Annotated in this window: 17 protein-coding genes; 4 read left to right on the plus strand and 13 right to left on the minus strand. The window is 67.4% G+C overall.

Annotation, left to right across the window (positions count from 1 at the left end):
• The first annotated feature begins 68 nt into the window (after positions 1 to 68).
• Positions 69 to 785, plus strand: coding sequence for an amino acid ABC transporter permease (locus tag JHD77_RS19170; protein WP_003089046.1), 717 nt, complete (start codon positions 69 to 71; stop codon positions 783 to 785).
• A 1-nt stretch (position 786) separates the two neighbouring features.
• Positions 787 to 1,464 carry an amino acid ABC transporter permease gene (locus tag JHD77_RS19175; RefSeq protein ID WP_003113694.1) on the plus strand — a complete coding sequence of 226 codons (678 nt, stop codon included), beginning with the start codon at positions 787 to 789 and terminating at the stop codon, positions 1,462 to 1,464.
• Positions 1,465 to 1,479: 15 nt separating this feature from the next.
• On the opposite strand, the gene JHD77_RS19180 is transcribed toward JHD77_RS19175, so the two are convergent.
• From JHD77_RS19180 to hcnA, 9 genes are all read right to left on the minus strand, one after another.
• On the minus strand, positions 1,480 to 2,364 hold the full coding sequence (locus JHD77_RS19180) for a DUF1911 domain-containing protein (RefSeq protein WP_003159111.1): 885 nt from the start codon (positions 2,362 to 2,364) through the stop codon (positions 1,480 to 1,482).
• A 124-nt stretch (positions 2,365 to 2,488) separates the two neighbouring features.
• Positions 2,489 to 4,072, minus strand: coding sequence for an EAL domain-containing protein (locus JHD77_RS19185; RefSeq protein WP_003159112.1), 1,584 nt, complete (start codon positions 4,070 to 4,072; stop codon positions 2,489 to 2,491).
• 87 nt (positions 4,073 to 4,159) lie between these two features.
• Positions 4,160 to 5,035 carry an NAD(P)-dependent oxidoreductase gene (locus JHD77_RS19190; RefSeq protein ID WP_003113691.1) on the minus strand — a complete coding sequence of 292 codons (876 nt, stop codon included), beginning with the start codon at positions 5,033 to 5,035 and terminating at the stop codon, positions 4,160 to 4,162.
• A 5-nt stretch (positions 5,036 to 5,040) separates the two neighbouring features.
• Complete coding sequence (locus JHD77_RS19195; protein ID WP_003113690.1) at positions 5,041 to 5,385, minus strand: putative quinol monooxygenase; 345 nt, start codon at positions 5,383 to 5,385, stop codon at positions 5,041 to 5,043.
• Positions 5,382 to 6,419, minus strand: a complete 1,038-nt coding sequence (locus JHD77_RS19200; protein ID WP_003113689.1) for an NADP-dependent oxidoreductase — start codon at positions 6,417 to 6,419, stop codon at positions 5,382 to 5,384. The genes JHD77_RS19195 and JHD77_RS19200 overlap by 4 nt, the downstream gene beginning before the upstream one ends.
• A 130-nt stretch (positions 6,420 to 6,549) precedes the next feature.
• A complete protein-coding gene (locus JHD77_RS19205) occupies positions 6,550 to 7,134 on the minus strand; it encodes a TetR/AcrR family transcriptional regulator (protein ID WP_003158714.1) in 585 nt (194 codons plus the stop codon).
• A 153-nt stretch (positions 7,135 to 7,287) separates the two neighbouring features.
• Positions 7,288 to 8,541: a cyanide-forming glycine dehydrogenase subunit HcnC gene (gene hcnC / locus JHD77_RS19210; RefSeq protein WP_003113686.1), complete on the minus strand. Its 1,254-nt coding sequence runs from the start codon at positions 8,539 to 8,541 to the stop codon at positions 7,288 to 7,290.
• A 2-nt stretch (positions 8,542 to 8,543) separates the two neighbouring features.
• Positions 8,544 to 9,938, minus strand: coding sequence for a cyanide-forming glycine dehydrogenase subunit HcnB (hcnB, locus tag JHD77_RS19215; RefSeq protein ID WP_023116130.1), 1,395 nt, complete (start codon positions 9,936 to 9,938; stop codon positions 8,544 to 8,546).
• Positions 9,935 to 10,249, minus strand: a complete 315-nt coding sequence (gene hcnA, locus JHD77_RS19220) for a cyanide-forming glycine dehydrogenase subunit HcnA (RefSeq protein WP_003113684.1) — start codon at positions 10,247 to 10,249, stop codon at positions 9,935 to 9,937. The genes hcnB and hcnA overlap by 4 nt, the downstream gene beginning before the upstream one ends.
• Positions 10,250 to 10,446: 197 nt before the next feature.
• Here hcnA and JHD77_RS32875 point away from each other — a divergent pair, with 197 nt between their 5' ends.
• The gene (locus JHD77_RS32875; RefSeq protein WP_003147575.1) at positions 10,447 to 10,713 is read left to right on the plus strand and encodes an alpha-amylase family glycosyl hydrolase; all 267 of its coding nucleotides are present in this window, start codon (positions 10,447 to 10,449) and stop codon (positions 10,711 to 10,713) included.
• Here JHD77_RS32875 and JHD77_RS19230 read toward each other — a convergent pair.
• The gene (locus tag JHD77_RS19230; RefSeq protein WP_003158711.1) at positions 10,673 to 11,086 is read right to left on the minus strand and encodes a CBS domain-containing protein; all 414 of its coding nucleotides are present in this window, start codon (positions 11,084 to 11,086) and stop codon (positions 10,673 to 10,675) included. The two genes, JHD77_RS32875 and JHD77_RS19230, sit on opposite strands and share 41 nt — an antisense overlap.
• Positions 11,087 to 11,314: 228 nt before the next feature.
• Here JHD77_RS19230 and exoY point away from each other — a divergent pair, with 228 nt between their 5' ends.
• Positions 11,315 to 12,451 carry a type III secretion system adenylate cyclase effector ExoY gene (gene exoY, locus JHD77_RS19235; RefSeq protein ID WP_003158710.1) on the plus strand — a complete coding sequence of 379 codons (1,137 nt, stop codon included), beginning with the start codon at positions 11,315 to 11,317 and terminating at the stop codon, positions 12,449 to 12,451.
• Positions 12,452 to 12,555: 104 nt separating this feature from the next.
• Here the strand turns inward: exoY and JHD77_RS19240 are convergent, their stop codons facing one another.
• From JHD77_RS19240 to JHD77_RS19250, 3 genes are all read right to left on the minus strand, one after another.
• Positions 12,556 to 13,110, minus strand: coding sequence for a ClpP family protease (locus tag JHD77_RS19240; RefSeq protein WP_003158709.1), 555 nt, complete (start codon positions 13,108 to 13,110; stop codon positions 12,556 to 12,558).
• A gap of 156 nt (positions 13,111 to 13,266) precedes the next feature.
• Positions 13,267 to 13,689 carry a low affinity iron permease family protein gene (locus JHD77_RS19245; protein ID WP_003158708.1) on the minus strand — a complete coding sequence of 141 codons (423 nt, stop codon included), beginning with the start codon at positions 13,687 to 13,689 and terminating at the stop codon, positions 13,267 to 13,269.
• Between the two features lie 27 nt (positions 13,690 to 13,716).
• Complete coding sequence (locus tag JHD77_RS19250; protein ID WP_003158707.1) at positions 13,717 to 14,931, minus strand: carboxylate-amine ligase; 1,215 nt, start codon at positions 14,929 to 14,931, stop codon at positions 13,717 to 13,719.
• Between the last annotated feature and the right edge of the window lie 34 nt (positions 14,932 to 14,965).

The following is a 14,965-nucleotide window of genomic DNA, read 5'->3' on the forward strand; positions in this document are numbered from 1 at the left end:
GCCCGCACGACCCGCGCGCCTCACTTCGCTGAGGCGCGTTTTTCGTTCTACCCGACGGAATCCCGCACATGTTCGGCGAACTTCTCGCCCCGCAGTACCTGCGCTGGTTGCTCGACGGCTTCCTGCTGACCCTCGGTCTTGCCCTGCTCAGTTGCCTGCTCGCCACCCTGATCGGCGCCCCCCTGGCCATCGCCCGGCTGTCGCGCCGGCGCCTGCTGTCCTGGCCGGCGCGCGCCTACCTGGCGCTGTTCCGCAATACCCCGCTGCTGGTGCAGCTGTTCTTCTGGTACTTCGGCGTTCCCGCGCTGCTGCCGGAGGCGCTGGTGAGCTGGCTGAACACGCCGCACGAGACGCCCTTGCTCGACTGGCCGTCCTTCGAGTTCCTCGCCGGTGCCTGGGGGCTGACCCTCTATACCTCGGCTTTCGTCGCCGAGGAGTTCCGCGCCGGCATCGCCTCGGTACGCCCCGAGCAGCGCGCCGCCGGCCTCGCCCTGGGGCTGACCCAGCGCCAGGTATGGCGCGTGGTGGTGCTGCCGCAGGCCCTGCGCACGGCCCTGCCGCCGCTGCTCGGGCAGTACATGAATGCGCTGAAGAACTCCTCGCTGGCGATGGCCATCGGCCTGGCCGAGCTGTCCTACGCTTCGCGCCAGGTGGAAACCGAGACCTTCAAGACCTTCCAGGCCTTCGGTATCGCCACCCTTCTCTACATCGGCGCCATCGCCCTGATCGAAGCTTTCGGCCAGGCGTTGCAGCAGACCCGCCGCTACCGCCAGGGAGGTGCGTGAGATGGATTTCTCGGTCATCTCGGACAACCTGTCCTACCTGCTGCTCGGCGCCTACCCGGACGGCCCGCTCGGCGGAGCGGCGCTGACCCTGCTGCTGGCGTCGCTCTCCGGACTGGCTTCGGCGGTGCTCGGCCTGGTCCTCGGCGTGGCCCTCGCGGTGCTGCCCGGCAAGCCGCGCCTGCTGCTGGTGGCGCTGCTCGGCTTCTTCCGCGCGATCCCGGTGCTGATGCTGATCTTCTGGACCTACTTCCTGCTGCCGATCGTCTTCCATGTCGACGTACCGGCGCTGGCCACCGTGGTCTGCGCGCTGTCGCTGATCGGCGGCGCCTACCTCGCCCACTCGGTGTACGCCGGCATCCACAGCCTCCCCGCCGGGCAGTGGGCGGCCGCCCGCGCGCTCGGACTGCGGCCGTGGCAGGTATTGCGCCTGGTGATCCTGCCGCAGGCGCTGCCGGTGATGCTGCCATCCTTCCTCAACCAGTGGGTGTCGCTGATCAAGGACACTTCCCTGGCCTACGTGATCGGCGTCGGCGAGCTGTCCTTCGTCGCCACCCAGGTGAGCAACCGGGTGATGGTCCACCCGACGGAGATCTTCCTGTTCGTCGCCCTGCTCTACTTCCTGCTCTGCACCAGCCTCGACCTGGCCGCCGCGTTCCTCGCCCGCCGCCGGCGGGCCTGAGCGGCGGCCGGTGGCTCAGGCGTCGCCGCGCGCCCGCGCGTAGTCGACCAGGTCGCCGAGGTAATGCGGCGAGGCGCGCAGGACGCCATCGTCCCAGCCGTAGAGCACGCCCAGCGCCGACACCTCCATGGCCCACCAGCCCCAGGCGTAGGGGCCGGTCAGGCGGCGGGTCTTCTTCTGCGCCTTGGGGGAAAGCTGGAAGAACTCCCGGTACTGGCTTTGCAGGTAAGGCGCCAGCGCCTGGGCGTCGCTGCCGTCCGCCTCTTCGAAGAACGCCCGCAACTGCCCGAACGGCCTTGGATGGAAGGTTTCCTCGCTGGCGGAAGTCAGGCCGAGGGCGGCCGCGCCGAGATAGTCGAGCAGGCGGTCGGTATCGAACTGCAGGACCTCCTCGACCAGCGCCCGGATGAGCTCCTGGGCGTCGAGCAGCACGCCCATGGCGAGCAGTTGCAGCGCGAACGGATACTGGCCTGTGCGCGGCGCCAGGGCCGGCGCCGTCTCGAAGTCGACCTCGCCCTGCTCGCGCAGGCTGTCGCGGGCGGCGCCGAGCAGCCGGCTGTAGTCCAGCCACAGCGCGGCGGTCTCCAGGTAGATGGAGCGCAGTTCGGCGCCGGCCAGGCCCCGGTCGATGGCCTTGAGCAGCAGCGTACTGGCGTTTTCCGCGGCCTGGCCCCAGGCCCAGGCGTTTTCCAGGGCTGCGTGCCCTTGCGCGGCGAACGGCTGGCGATAGCCGTGGCTCCGGGAAAACCTGTCGAGCGCGGCGATCAGTTCGCGCCAGTCGGCTTTCCAGTCGGCGAGGTCGATGTTCCTTCGCGGCGCCCGGTCGGTGCGAGCCAGGTTGCGCCATAGCGGCAGGGCTTCGGCGAGTCGGTTGTCCAGGGTGAGGGGGAATGCGTGCATGGCGGCCTGTGGTGATCGCGGCCGTTTCCGGCCGTTCCGTGCGATCCGGAGTGCGGCCGTCCAGGCCGCATCCGGTATGGACGGCCGATGCTAGCGCAGCGTGGTGCCCCGCGGAAGGTCCGTTCTAGCGGCCCGCCGGCTGGTTCCGGTAGTAGTCGAGGAAGGCCTCCAGCGGCAGTGCCTTGCCGAAATGCCAGCCCTGGCCGAGGGCCTCGGGCGAGCGGCGCAGCACGTGGTCGGCCTGGGCCTGTGTCTCGATCCCTTCGACGACCACGCCGATCTCCAGGTGCTCGGCCATCGAGCAGAGCTTGTCGAAGATCAGTTCGACGGCGCTGCTGTCGCCGATGGACTGAGTGAAGACCTTGTCGATCTTGATCGCGTCTACCGGCAGGTTGGCCAGGTAGACCAGGTTCGAATGACCGGTGCCGAAATCGTCCACGTAGATCTTCAGGCCGAGTTCGCGCAGGCGGTTCATCCCGGCCAGCAGGCAGCCCTGGGCCTCGGTGGTGCGCTCGGTCAGTTCCAGCGCGACCTGTTCCGGGCGCACGCTTTCCCTGGCCATCTGGCGCATGGCGAAATCGATGAAACCGGGGTCGGCGATGTCCTTGCCGGTGACGTTGACGCTGACGTAGAAGCTCCGCTGTTCCCTCAGCAACGGCCCGAGCTGCTTCAGGGCGCGGCGGAAGACGAAACGGGTCAGCAGTTCGATGTCGCCGCTCTCCTCCAGGGCGCCGATGAAGACATCCGGGGAAACCCGTCCCAGGCTGCTATCGGTCCAGCGCGCCAGGGCCTCGACCCCGGCGCAGCGGCCGCTGGCCAGGTGCACGATGGGCTGGTAGTGCACCTCCAGGGCCTCGCGCTTCAACGCGCGCAGCAGCCTGGCCGGCAGTTTTTCGTCGTTGAGGAAGCCGAACAGGTAGCTGAGCAGCAGCATGACGCCGAACAACAGCCCGCCGCCGATCGCCGCGGCCATGGCCGCGCGTCCGGGCTCGGTGCCAAGCAGGCCGCGTTCGCGGAGAAGGGAGACCACGCAGATGTCCTGCGTCGGGTCGCACAGGCTTATCTGCCGGGCGCCGATGAAGCGCGGCCAGCCGGGCCGGCCGAGCGCCTCGAGGGGCTGGTCGTCGTCCCAGGCGAAACGGTGGTAGATGTAGTCGCCGCCACTGCTGACCGCCGCCGCCGAGATGCCCGGGTCCGGGTGGTCGACATCGAAATAGGCGTGCGGGGCAATGAATACGACGGCGTTGCCGCGACTGACCAGCCCGGTGGGCAGCGCCTGCATGCCCTCTGTCCAGAAGCGGGTGCCGGCGGCATCTACCCGGTCGGGCGCGGACAATCCCCAGGGCGCGCGCAGCCGGCCCCGGACGCCCGTGCACATGACCCGGTCGCCGCTGATCCTGCCAACGTCGCTCATGAAGCGCGACTCGAGCACGATGGAACGCAGCATTTCCAGGTCCCGGTCGCTGCAGGCCGGCGCGCTGCCGGCGTTCATCTCGCGGAGCATCTGGTCCGCCGCGGAGGAAATCTCCAGTGCCCGCTCCAGCGCCCTCTCGGTGTACGAGCGCAGGTGCGCGCCGTCGTGCTGGCGATCCAGTTCGTTGATGACGAAGACCCCACAGACACCGCCCACCAGGGTGGTGGTGAGCAGTATCGGCAGGATGCGTCGCCAGTTGATCCGGCCTTCTGCAGCCGTTCCACGCTCGGACATACCTTCTTCCGCCTAATGAATCCATGGAAAGCACGCCAGATTGCCGAACAGCTTCACGGGCCCTGCCGGGCCGTGCGCAGAACCTTTTCAGATTTGTCCCGATCGTGACAACGCTACCTTCGCCAGCGCCGTCCAGTCCGATTCCCCGTCGCCATGGGCGATGGCTTCGAGCAACACGTCGTGCAACAGGCTGGCCAGCGGCAGCGGCACGTTGTGGCGCTTGCCGGCGGACAGCGCCAGGTCGACATCCTTCAACCCGAGGACCAGGCGGAACCTGGCCGGGGTGAAACGCTGCTCGACGATCTGCGGGCCGTAGTTGCGATAGACAGGCGCATCGAAAAGCGTCGAGGACATGAGCTCCATGAACCGGCCGGGCTCGACGCCCAGGCGCTTCACCAGGGCGACGCTTTCGCCCATGCTTTCGATGGCGCTGGCGATCATGAAGTTACCAGAGATCTTCACCGCCATTGCCCCGCGCGGGTCTTTTCCGAAAAACCATGTCTTCTGTCCCATAATTTCCAGCAGCGCCTTGACTTGCTCGATGGCTTCCTCCGGACCGCCGACGACGATGTTCAGCTTGCCGGCCTCGGCCACGTCGGTGCGGCCGAACACCGGCGCGGCGACGAACGCGAGGCCCTGGCGCTGGTGCGCCTGGTCGAGCGCCTCGACGCAATCGAGCGACAGGGTCGACATGCTCAGGTGGATGAGACCCGGCCTCGCCCGTTCGAGCGCGCCGCTGTCGAGCAGCACGCCGCGAATCGCCTGGTCGTCCGCCAGCATGCTGATGACCACGTCGAGGCCGAACAGCTCGCCGACCTCCTCCGCCCTGGCAGCGCCCAGCGCCACCAGGGGCTCGCAGGCCGCCGCGGAACGGTTCCACACCGTCACTTCGAGTCCCGCCTGCACCAGGCGGGTGGCCATGGCGGCGCCCATGCCGCCCAGGCCCAGAAATCCGACTTTCATCCGTTTCACTCCTCATGGGGTCTTGTAGGTTCCGGATCTACCGGAGACAGGCTGGCCGCTGGCAGTTCCTCGAGGAGGAACACCTGGCGGTCCGCCAGGAGATCGGCGACGGCATCGGCCATCGCCCTGTAGTGCGGCATCCGTCGGTGCCGCTCGATGGCGTCGCGGTCGGCCCAGCGCTCGACGAAGACGAAGCGCCCGGCCTCGTCGAGGCTCCGGTGCAGGACATAGGACAGGCAGCCGTCCTCGGCCCGCGACGGCTGCACGCAGGCCAGCAGCAGCCGCTCGACCTCCGCCGCCCTGCCCTCGCGCGCCTGCAACAGCGCTACCACACGGACCGCCTGGTTCATGCGTCGGCTCCGACGCGCACCACCAGCTTGCCGAAATTGCGTCCCTGGAGCAGGCCGAAGAAGGCCTCGGGGGCATTCTCCAGGCCGTCGACCCGCTCTTCGCGGTACTGGATGAGGCCGTCGGCGAACCACTTCGACATGTCGCGCTGGAATTCATCGTAGCGATGGCCGTAGTCGTCGAAGATGATGAAGCCCTGCACCTTGATGCGCTTGCGCAGGATCGTGCCCATCAGCGCCGGCAAGCGGTCCGGCCCGGGTGGCAGCTCGGTGTCGTTGTAGTGGGCGACGATGCCGCAGACCGGGATCCGGGCCTTGGCGTTGAGCAGCGGGAAGACGGCGTCGAAGACCTTGCCGCCGACGTTCTCGTAATAGATGTCGATGCCGTCCGGGCAGGCCTCGGCCAGTCGTTCGGCGAAGTCCGCGGCATGGTGGTCGAGGCAGGCATCGAAGCCGAGCACCTGCACGGCGTGGCGGCATTTTTCCGCACCGCCGGCGACGCCGACCACCCGGCAGCCCTTGAGCTTGCCGATCTGTCCGACGGTGGCGCCGACCGGCCCGGTGGCGGCGGCCACCACCAGGGTCTCGCCGGCCTGGGGCTTGCCGATGTCGAGCAGGCCCATGTAGGCGGTGAAGCCGGGCATGCCGAGCAGGCCCAGGGCGTAGGACGGATGCTCCGGCGACTCGCCCAGGCGCGCCAGGCCGCTGCCGTCGGATAGCGCGTAGTCCTGCCAGCCGTTGGCCGAGAGTACCCAGTCGCCGACCTTGAACCCGGGATGGTTCGAGGCTTCCACCCGGCTGACCGTGCCGCCGACCATGACCGCGCCGAGTTCCACCGGCGGCGCGTAGGACGGCGCGTCGCTCATCCGTCCGCGCATGTAGGGATCGAGCGACAGGTAGACGGTGCGCAGCAGCACCTGGCCCGCGCCGGGCTCAGGAAGCGGAACCTGCTCGATGCGGAAGTTATCCCGGGTCGGGGCGCCGTGGGGGCGCGAGGCGAGGACGATGCGGCGGTTGACCTGCGTGGATTGGGACATTTCCAGACTCCTCTGTCTGACGAATGTGGCGAACGGCTCATACCGTGCGCCGGGCAAATTAGACCAGTCAACTACTGACGGGTCGAAAAAATACCCGCCTCTCGCGGGGCGGGTATTTCCTGGCGGTACCTCAGATTTCCAACAGGCTCCGGGTGGTCTGCATGGCTGTCTCCAGCGGTCCCGGGCCGCGGTGCAGCTTGCTCAGCAGGCTCGCGCCGAGCCACAACTGGTACAGCGCGCTGGCCATGTGCCGGGCATCGCAGGGCGCGAGGGAGCCGTCGTCGCGGCCCTGCCCGAGGCAGCCGACCAGGCGTTCGATGATCCCGTCGGAGCCGTCGCGCAGGGTGATGCGCATGCTTTCCGAAAGGTCCGCGACCTCGGCGCTGAGCTTGACCACCAGGCAGCGCTGCTCGTCGCAGGGCGGGCAGGCGTTGTCCAGCCACTTCTGCCAGTAGCTCATCAGTCGTTCGCGGGCATTCAGCCCTGGCGCGGAGAAGCGTTGGTCCATGTCCGCCAGGTAGACGCGGAAGTAGTCCTCCAGCAGGGCCTGGCCGAACTGTTCCTTGGATTTGAAGTAATGGTAGAACGAGCCCTTGGGAACGCCCGCGCTCTGCAGGATTTCGTTGAGGCCGACTCCGGAGAAGCCTTTGACCGCCATGATCCGGTATCCGGTATCGAGCAGATGCTGGCGGGTGTCGTCGTAGCTGGTTTTCATGGGGCGCACGGTAGCTTGAATTAGACCAGTCGTCTAGAAATAATTCGAAGCCATGAGTATAGCGCCGACGGCAACTGCGCCGCTGTCGGGAACCGTGCGGAACGGACGCCGGTCCGGCGCCCGCCCCGCTCCGCGGATTTACCCCTCGCGGACCTAGCAGGCCGCGACCGCCACGGCGGCAGGCTCCGGCTGGAAGCGCGCGGCGAGGAACGGCGCGATGTCCAGCGGCAGCGTCTCTTCGTGGACCAGCCGGTCGAGCAGCACCCCGGTGATCGCCGACGTGAGGATGCCGGTGCGGAAATGCCCGCAGGCATTCAGGTAGCCCTCCACTTCAGCCACCGGACCGAGAATCGGCAGTTCGTCCGGCGAGCCCGGGCGCAGGCCGGCCCAGGTGCGCTTGAGGTTGACCTGTTGCAGCTCCGGCACGCAACGCACCGCGCCCTGCACCAGGCCGGCGATTTCCGGGAAGGTGTTGCTAACGTCGAAGCCCTTGTCCTCGGTGGTGCTGCCGATCAGGATCTCGCCATTGTCCTTCTGCGCCATGTAGCAGTCGCTGGTGGTCAGGCAACCGTTCAGCAGTCGTGGCATGCGCTCGGTGAGGACGATCTGGCCCTTCACCGGCTTCACCGGGATGCGCCGGCCGGTGGCCATTTCGCTGAGTTCCGCGGCCCAGGCGCCGGCGGCGTTGATCAGGGTCCGGCAATGCAGCACCCCGGCATTGTCCGTGCGCACCCCGCTGATCCGCCGGCCCTGGCGCAGCACGCCAGTGACGTTGGTTCCCGGCAACAGCTCGACGCCGTTCTGGCGCGCCGCCTCCAGGTAGGCGTCGGCCAGGCGGAACGGGCTGACCTGGTGGTCGCAGAGGAATTCCAGCGCGCCGTGGGCCGCGTGGCTGACCGCCGGCTCGGCACGACGCAGTTCCTCGCGGTCCAGCCAGCGCACCTGCTCGGCCAGATGCGGGATCTGCGCCACGATGTGCTCGGCGTACTGGCGATCCTCGTCGTCCTGGATCACGTATTTCAGCCCGGTGCGCTCGAACTTGAAGTCCATCCCGTGGCGTTCGATCAGTTCTCGGTGCAGTTCCGGGTACAGCGCGTTGGATTGCAGGGCGAGGTCGAAGAACGCCGGCGGCAGGATGTGCGGCGTGCTCGCGTCCACCGCCACCGCCGCGCCCTGGGCCTCGCGCCGGTTGCGGGAGGACATCATGCGGAAGAAGATCACCCCGCAGCCCAGTCCCACCGATTCGCCGATGGCCCAGAGGCCGCCGGCCGAGGCGCGGGTGGCGTTGCCCGGTCGCTTGTCGTCGACCACGGCGATGCGCAGGTTGCCGCGCCTGGACAGTTGGTAGGCGCAGGACGCGCCGATCACGCCGCCGCCGGCAATCACGATGTCATAGGTTCTGTTCATGTTCAGGCTTCCGTACCGAGGTTCTGGAATGCGGAAAACGGGATCGGATCGATCGGGAAACGCGGCCGCAGCCAGCCGACGTCGTGGCGTCCGGTGGCGCGGCGCAGGCGATCGCTGCAGTAGCCGATGCACATCCGCCCCTGGCAGTCGCCCATGCCGGCGCGGGTGCGCATCTTCAGCCCGGCGATGTCCTGCACGCCCTGTTCGAGCGCGCGCTCGATGTCGCCACGGGTGACCTGTTCGCAGCGGCAGATCACCGTATCGGCCCGCGCCAGTTCGACCTGGCGGGCGCCGCGCTGGGTGTAGCGCTCGACTCCGGCGCGGAAGCGCTTGATCGCCTCCAGGCGGGCGAGATGGGATTCTCGGCGTTCGATGGCCTCGGCGGGCGCGATGGCCTCGCGTTGCAGGAGGATCGACAAGGCCGCGATGCGCCCGCCGATCATCGCCGCCTCGCCGCCGCGGATACCCGCCATGTCGCCGGCCAGGTGGATGTGCGGTTGGCTGCTCTGCTGCCAGACGTTGCATTCCGCGCGCAGGTATCCGTCGTCGCTGAAGCCGTGCTCCAGACCCAACTGCTGGCTGAGCTGGGTGCGCGGGATGAAGCCATAGCCGACCGCCAGGGTGCTGGCCTTCACCGGTCGCGCGTTTTCCAGGTCGGGCCGCCACTCTTCGTCGTAGGGCGCTACCGTCACTTCCGTCAGTTCCCCCTCGCCGCTGGCCTCCACCACGCCCCAGCCATAGTGCAGCGGAATGCCGTTGAGCTTGAGATAGCCGAGCATGCTCAGGCCGTCGAGGAACAGTTGCGGCTTGTTCAGCAGCGCCAGGCTTTCCCTGGCCATGCGGCCGAACGCGCAGGCCTCGTAGACCCCGGCGACACGTACCCCGGCCGCATGCAGCTGGCAGGCCACCAGTGGCAGCAGCGGGCCGCTGCCGGCGATCAGGGTATCGCCCAGGGGCTTCACCACGCCGCTCTTGATCTGCAATTGCAGGCCGCCGAGGAGCATCACCCCGGGCAGGGTCCAGCCGGGGAACGGCACGCTGCGCTCATGGCAGCCGGTGGCCAGGAGCAGGTGCGAATACTCCACCTCGTGCAGCCGTTCCGCCTCGTCGAGGACCATCAGGCGCTGGCTGTCGCCACCGACCACGCGGCTGTTCAGGCGCAGGTCGATGTGCCCGGCGCAGGCGGAGAAATCGCGCCGCAGTTTTTCCAGCATCCGGGTGTAGCGCGCGCCGAGGTAGGCCGGATCGACGCCGGCCCGCAAGGGGCCGCGATAGACCACCCCGCCGGGACGCGAGGCCTCGTCGAAGAGGACGCAGGGGACCCCGCGCCTGGCCAGCTCGATGGCTGCGGCCATGCCGGCCGAGCCGCCGCCGACGATCACCGGGCGCAGGTTCATGGCCGTTCCTCCTGGTCGAAGCGGTTGCTTTCGGTTTCCACCCGCATGCCCGGCCGGACGACGGTCTGGCAGGCGCGGCGCTTGGGCCGGCCGTCGATGGCGACCAGGCAGCAGTGGCATACGCCCATGCCGCAGAAGGCGCCGCTGGCCTGGCCATGGTCGTTGCGCGCGAGCCGGCGCAGGCCCACGGCATTGAGCACGTTGAGCACGGTCTCACCGGCAGCCGCCGCGACGGGCTGGCCATTGAGGTGGATGGTCATGTCTGCCCGCGAGAGGGGCTGGATATCGTGTTGACGTTCAAGAAGGTGCATTGCCCTTTCATCCGTGAGAGAGAGTCGGGAGCCGGCGACACTAGGAGTCGGGCCGGGCGCGGACATTGATCCATGACAGGTGGGTATCTTCCCCTGCCAATTCTGGTAGGTGGGGTGCAGGCGTTCGCGCGGAAAAGTCGAACCCGCGCCTACCCCAGGGTGCCAAGCAGCAAAGCCGGCTCACCCGTGGAGGCCCCATGCTGCAATCCTTCCAGCCGCCCTGGTGGAAACGCGCGGTGATCTACCAGGTCTACCCGCGTTCGTTCACCGACAGCGACGGTGACCTGCCCGGCCTGGTCGCGCGCCTGGACCACCTGCGCCGCCTTGGCGGCGACGCCCTCTGGCCGTCACCGGTGTATCGCTCGCCCGACCCCGGCGCTGCCGCCGCAGATCGCCACCACCCGTCGTTCCGTCATGTCCGACTCAGTGCGCGCGGGCCACGCCGCGCAAGAGGTTGGCGCTGAGCTTGTCGGTGTTGCAGGTCGCGATGTTGGCCAGCGAGACGATGCCTACCAGGCGCTTGTTGCGATCCATTACCGGCAAGCGGCGCTTCTCCAGTTGCGCCATGTTCTTCGCCACATGGTCCACTTCCTCGTCCTCGAAGCAGTAGCGCAGTTCCCCGCTCATCACCTCGCGCACCGGGCGGTCGGCTCCGAGTCCATCGGCGAGGCCGCGCACCGCCAGGTCGCGGTCGGTGACCACGCCGGTCAGGCGCTCGCCCTCGTTGACCAGCAAGGCGCCGATATCGGCTTGGCGCATCAGCAGCGCCGCCTCGCCGAGGGTGGTCTGGGGGGTGACGGTACGTACTTCGCGACTCATGATTTCCCGGACTTTCATCGTTCTGTCTCCTTCTTCCGGCGCGCCGTTTTCGGCGCGGCTCTCCCTGCTTGTGAATCGCCCGCATACGGGGAGTTCGAAGTTTCTTCCCGGCGTCGCAGCCATCTACCTAGCGCTCGCGCGGGCAGCGTGCGGAAAACAAAAAATTTGCCCGCGTTTTCTGATATCTCGCCGCTGCCCGGATTCTTATTCTCGACTCCTTCTTTGGCATATGCGGGAAAACGAACCATGCGTATCGACGGTCATCGTCAGGTGGTTTCTAACGCAACGGCACAGCCCGGACCGCTACTGCGCCCTGCGGATATGCAGGCACGGGCTCTACAGGACCTGTTCGATGCGCAGGGGGTGGGGGTTCCCGTCGAACATGCCTTGCGCATGCAGGCGGTGGCCAGGCAGACGAATACCGTCTTTGGCATTCGCCCGGTTGAAAGAATCGTCACCACGCTGATCGAAGAGGGTTTCCCGACCAAGGGCTTCTCGGTGAAGGGGAAAAGCTCGAACTGGGGTCCGCAGGCGGGGTTCATCTGTGTCGACCAGCATCTCAGCAAGCGGGAAGACCGCGACACGGCGGAAATACGCAAGCTGAACCTGGCTGTGGCGAAGGGAATGGATGGCGGAGCCTATACCCAGACCGACCTGCGGATCTCTCGGCAACGCCTTGCGGAGCTGGTGCGGAATTTCGGCCTGGTGGCAGACGGTGTCGGGCCGGTTCGCCTCCTGACCGCGCAGGGCCCCAGCGGCAAACGCTATGAGTTCGAAGCCCGCCAGGAGCCGGACGGTCTCTACAGGATCAGCCGCCTGGGGCGGTCGGAAGCGGTGCAGGTACTGGCCAGCCCGGCTTGCGGGCTGGCGATGACTGCCGATTATGACCTCTTCCTGGTAGCGCCCTCGATCGAGGCGCATGGCAGTGGTGGTCTCGATGCAAGAAGGAATACCGCGGTCAGATACACCCCCCTCGGTGCAAAGGATCCCCTGAGCGAGGACGGATTCTATGGCAGGGAGGATATGGCCAGGGGAAACATCACTCCGCGCACGCGGCAACTGGTGGACGCCCTCAATGACTGCCTGGGCCGGGGGGAGCACAGGGAGATGTTTCACCACAGCGACGATGCGGGCAACCCAGGCTCCCATATGGGTGACAACTTCCCGGCCACCTTCTACCTTCCCCGGGCCATGGAGCATCGGCTCGGAGAAGAGTCCGTTCGCTTCGACGAGGTCTGCGTGGTGGCGGATCGGAAGAGCTTTTCCTTGCTGGTCGAGTGCATCAAGGGCAACGGCTATCACTTCACCGCCCATCCCGACTGGAACGTGCCGCTGCGGCCCAGCTTCCAGGAGGCGCTCGACTTTTTCCAACGTAAGGTCTGATGCGCGAAGGTCGTTGGCAAAGCCCGCTTTCCCCGGCGGCATGGGCATCCTGCCGCCTGTCCAAGGCCTTCCGCTTGCCGGAATATGCTGGGCGACGCGGGAAACTAAGAATGGATACTCCACTGGCAGGCGGCAGCGGGTATAGGCGAATCGTCCACCGTATGGATCAGTCCGCAAGCCAGGGCGTCTTCCGGACCGAGGATACGCGGATAGGCCATCAGGTAGCTCGGGATGTCCAGGCGTTCCGGCGCATCACGGGTGTTCTCGGCGACGATCCGGGCGTAAAGCTCCAGGTCGTAGTCGAGGCTCATCGCATATTCCGCCATCCGTGCATGGTCCACCGCGCCATGCAGGGTCCAGTGGAAAGGATGGAACAGGAACTTGCTGTGGGCACTGGCGCTGCGTCGCTCGCCGGCGAGGAACAGGATGTTGCCCATCGACTCGACGGTACCCAGGTTGTGGGTATGTATCGGCACCGGCAGCGCGCGCAGGAAGTTGTACAGGGTGAAGCCGTAGCTGCATTCCCCGCCCATGGTGGCGATGTTGATCCGCAACTCCTCGGCCTCCTGTTGCAGGACCTTGGCGCAAGTGTTGATCAGATTGCCGCAGGTGGACGAATTGATCGGCCCGGTGAAATGGATGATGTGCTGCTTGGACATGCTCGCCTCTCTTTCCGTATCGGTTCCTCGACGGTCTGCACGGGTTTCCCTACAGAGGATTGTCGCGCCTGCGCCGCGAGCCATCGGCGCGACGAATGGCAGTGCCGGCCAGGAACCAGGCACGATGAGCACGCGGCTGCCTTACGCAGGGAGGCTTCAGGCGTCGCGCTGTCGTTCCTCGCAGGCGCATTCGCGGGCTTCTTCGCTGGCTACGCCTTGCGGCGTATCTCCATCCCGCTCACCCATCCGCTGGTAGCGCTCACGCAGTTCGCGCAAGGTGTCGGCGTCCAGGTCGTCGAGTCCGAGCAGCGCGTTGTGGGCGCGCCGGGTGCTGCGCAGCAGTTCGTCGATCTTGATGTGCAGCGCATCGGTATCGCGGTTCTGAGTGTTCTGGATGAGGAAGACCATGAGGAAGGTAACGATGGTGGTCGAGGTATTGATCACCAGTTGCCAGGTATCGTTGAAGTCGAAGAACGGCCCGCTGATCGCCCATGCCAGGATCAATCCGAGGGCGATGACGAAGGTCGGCGGCCGGCCGCTCCAGCTGGACAGGCGTTGGGCGAATCGGGAAAAGCTCATGGTGGCGAACCCCCTGTGACGTTCTCCCTACTCCTGACCACGGATTGGCATCGGTGCTCCAGCGGCCGGACGGAATGACCGGCCGCCTTCGTTGGCGCGCTTGCCGGCCGGACCGGCCAAGGCCGGCTGGAGATTCTCCTCCAGCAGTTCTTCCACCAGCCGGCGCAGCGCCACATGCCGTTCCTGGCCCGCTGCGCGCAGTGTCTGGTAGCGCTGCAACTGGCGACTGGCGGAGGTCTCTCCGAGCAATCCACGGGCATGCTCGTAGGCCCATTCGTTGCCCTGGCGGGCCTGCGGCCGGCACTGTCGCCAGGCCATTTCCAGCCAGTCCCCGGCACCTACGCAGCGGCCATCGACGAGATAGCGGCCGGCGCAGCCGTAACGCAGCGCCTGCCAGTAGTTTTCCTCCAGGCAGGCGTCGCGCGCGACCGGCAACGCATGCAGGCCCGCGCCCAGCGCTTCGCCCACCAGCGCCCTGAACAGCCCGGCCAGGCTCAGCGCGTCGGCCAGGCGCGGGCAGGCGTCGCAGATACGCAGCTCCAGGGTCGGCACATGGGATGACGGCCGGATCATCCACCAGACCTGGCCATCCTCGCGGATGCAGCCGGTCTCGCGCAGCAGCGCCAGGTGGCGGCGATAGGCGTCCTCGTCGGGCAAGGCAGGAGGAATGTTCATCCTCGGCCACTCTCCGCAGAGTGCCCGTCGATAGCTCGCCAGGCCGCTGCGCCGGCCGCCGCGGAACGGCGAGGATGCGCTCAACGCCAGCAGCAGCGGCAGCCACGGCAACACGCGCTGGAGCACAGCCATGCGGTCGTGGCTCGGCGGTATCTCCACATGCACGTGCAGGCCGCAGACCAGGCTGCGCCGGGCCACCCGCCCCTGGTCCTCGAACAGGCGGGCGAAGTGCGCCGCCGGGTTGCTTCGCGCCCGCCGCCAGTCGGCGAAGGGGTGGGTGCCGACGCAGAGCGAGCGCAGGCCGAATTCCATGGCCAGATGCGCCAGGCGTTGCCGGGCCTGACCGTGGAAGCGCGCGGCCTCGGCCAGGGTGGAGAACACCGGGCTGGCCACCTCGACCTGGCATTCGAACATCTCCTCGGCGAAATGCTCGCCGAGCGTGTCGCGGCAGGCCGCGACGAATCCGGCGGGTGCGGAGCGGACGATGTCCAGGTCGGAGGCATCGAGCAGGAAGAATTCTTCCTCGATGCCGAAGCGAAGGCCGCTGGCGGCCAGGTCGTGGGTCATCGGCGCAGCTCCCGGGGTTTGTCTCGGGAAGACG

Source organism: Pseudomonas sp. P20, assembly GCF_016463925.1.
In the GTDB taxonomy this organism is placed as follows: domain Bacteria; phylum Pseudomonadota; class Gammaproteobacteria; order Pseudomonadales; family Pseudomonadaceae; genus Pseudomonas; species Pseudomonas aeruginosa.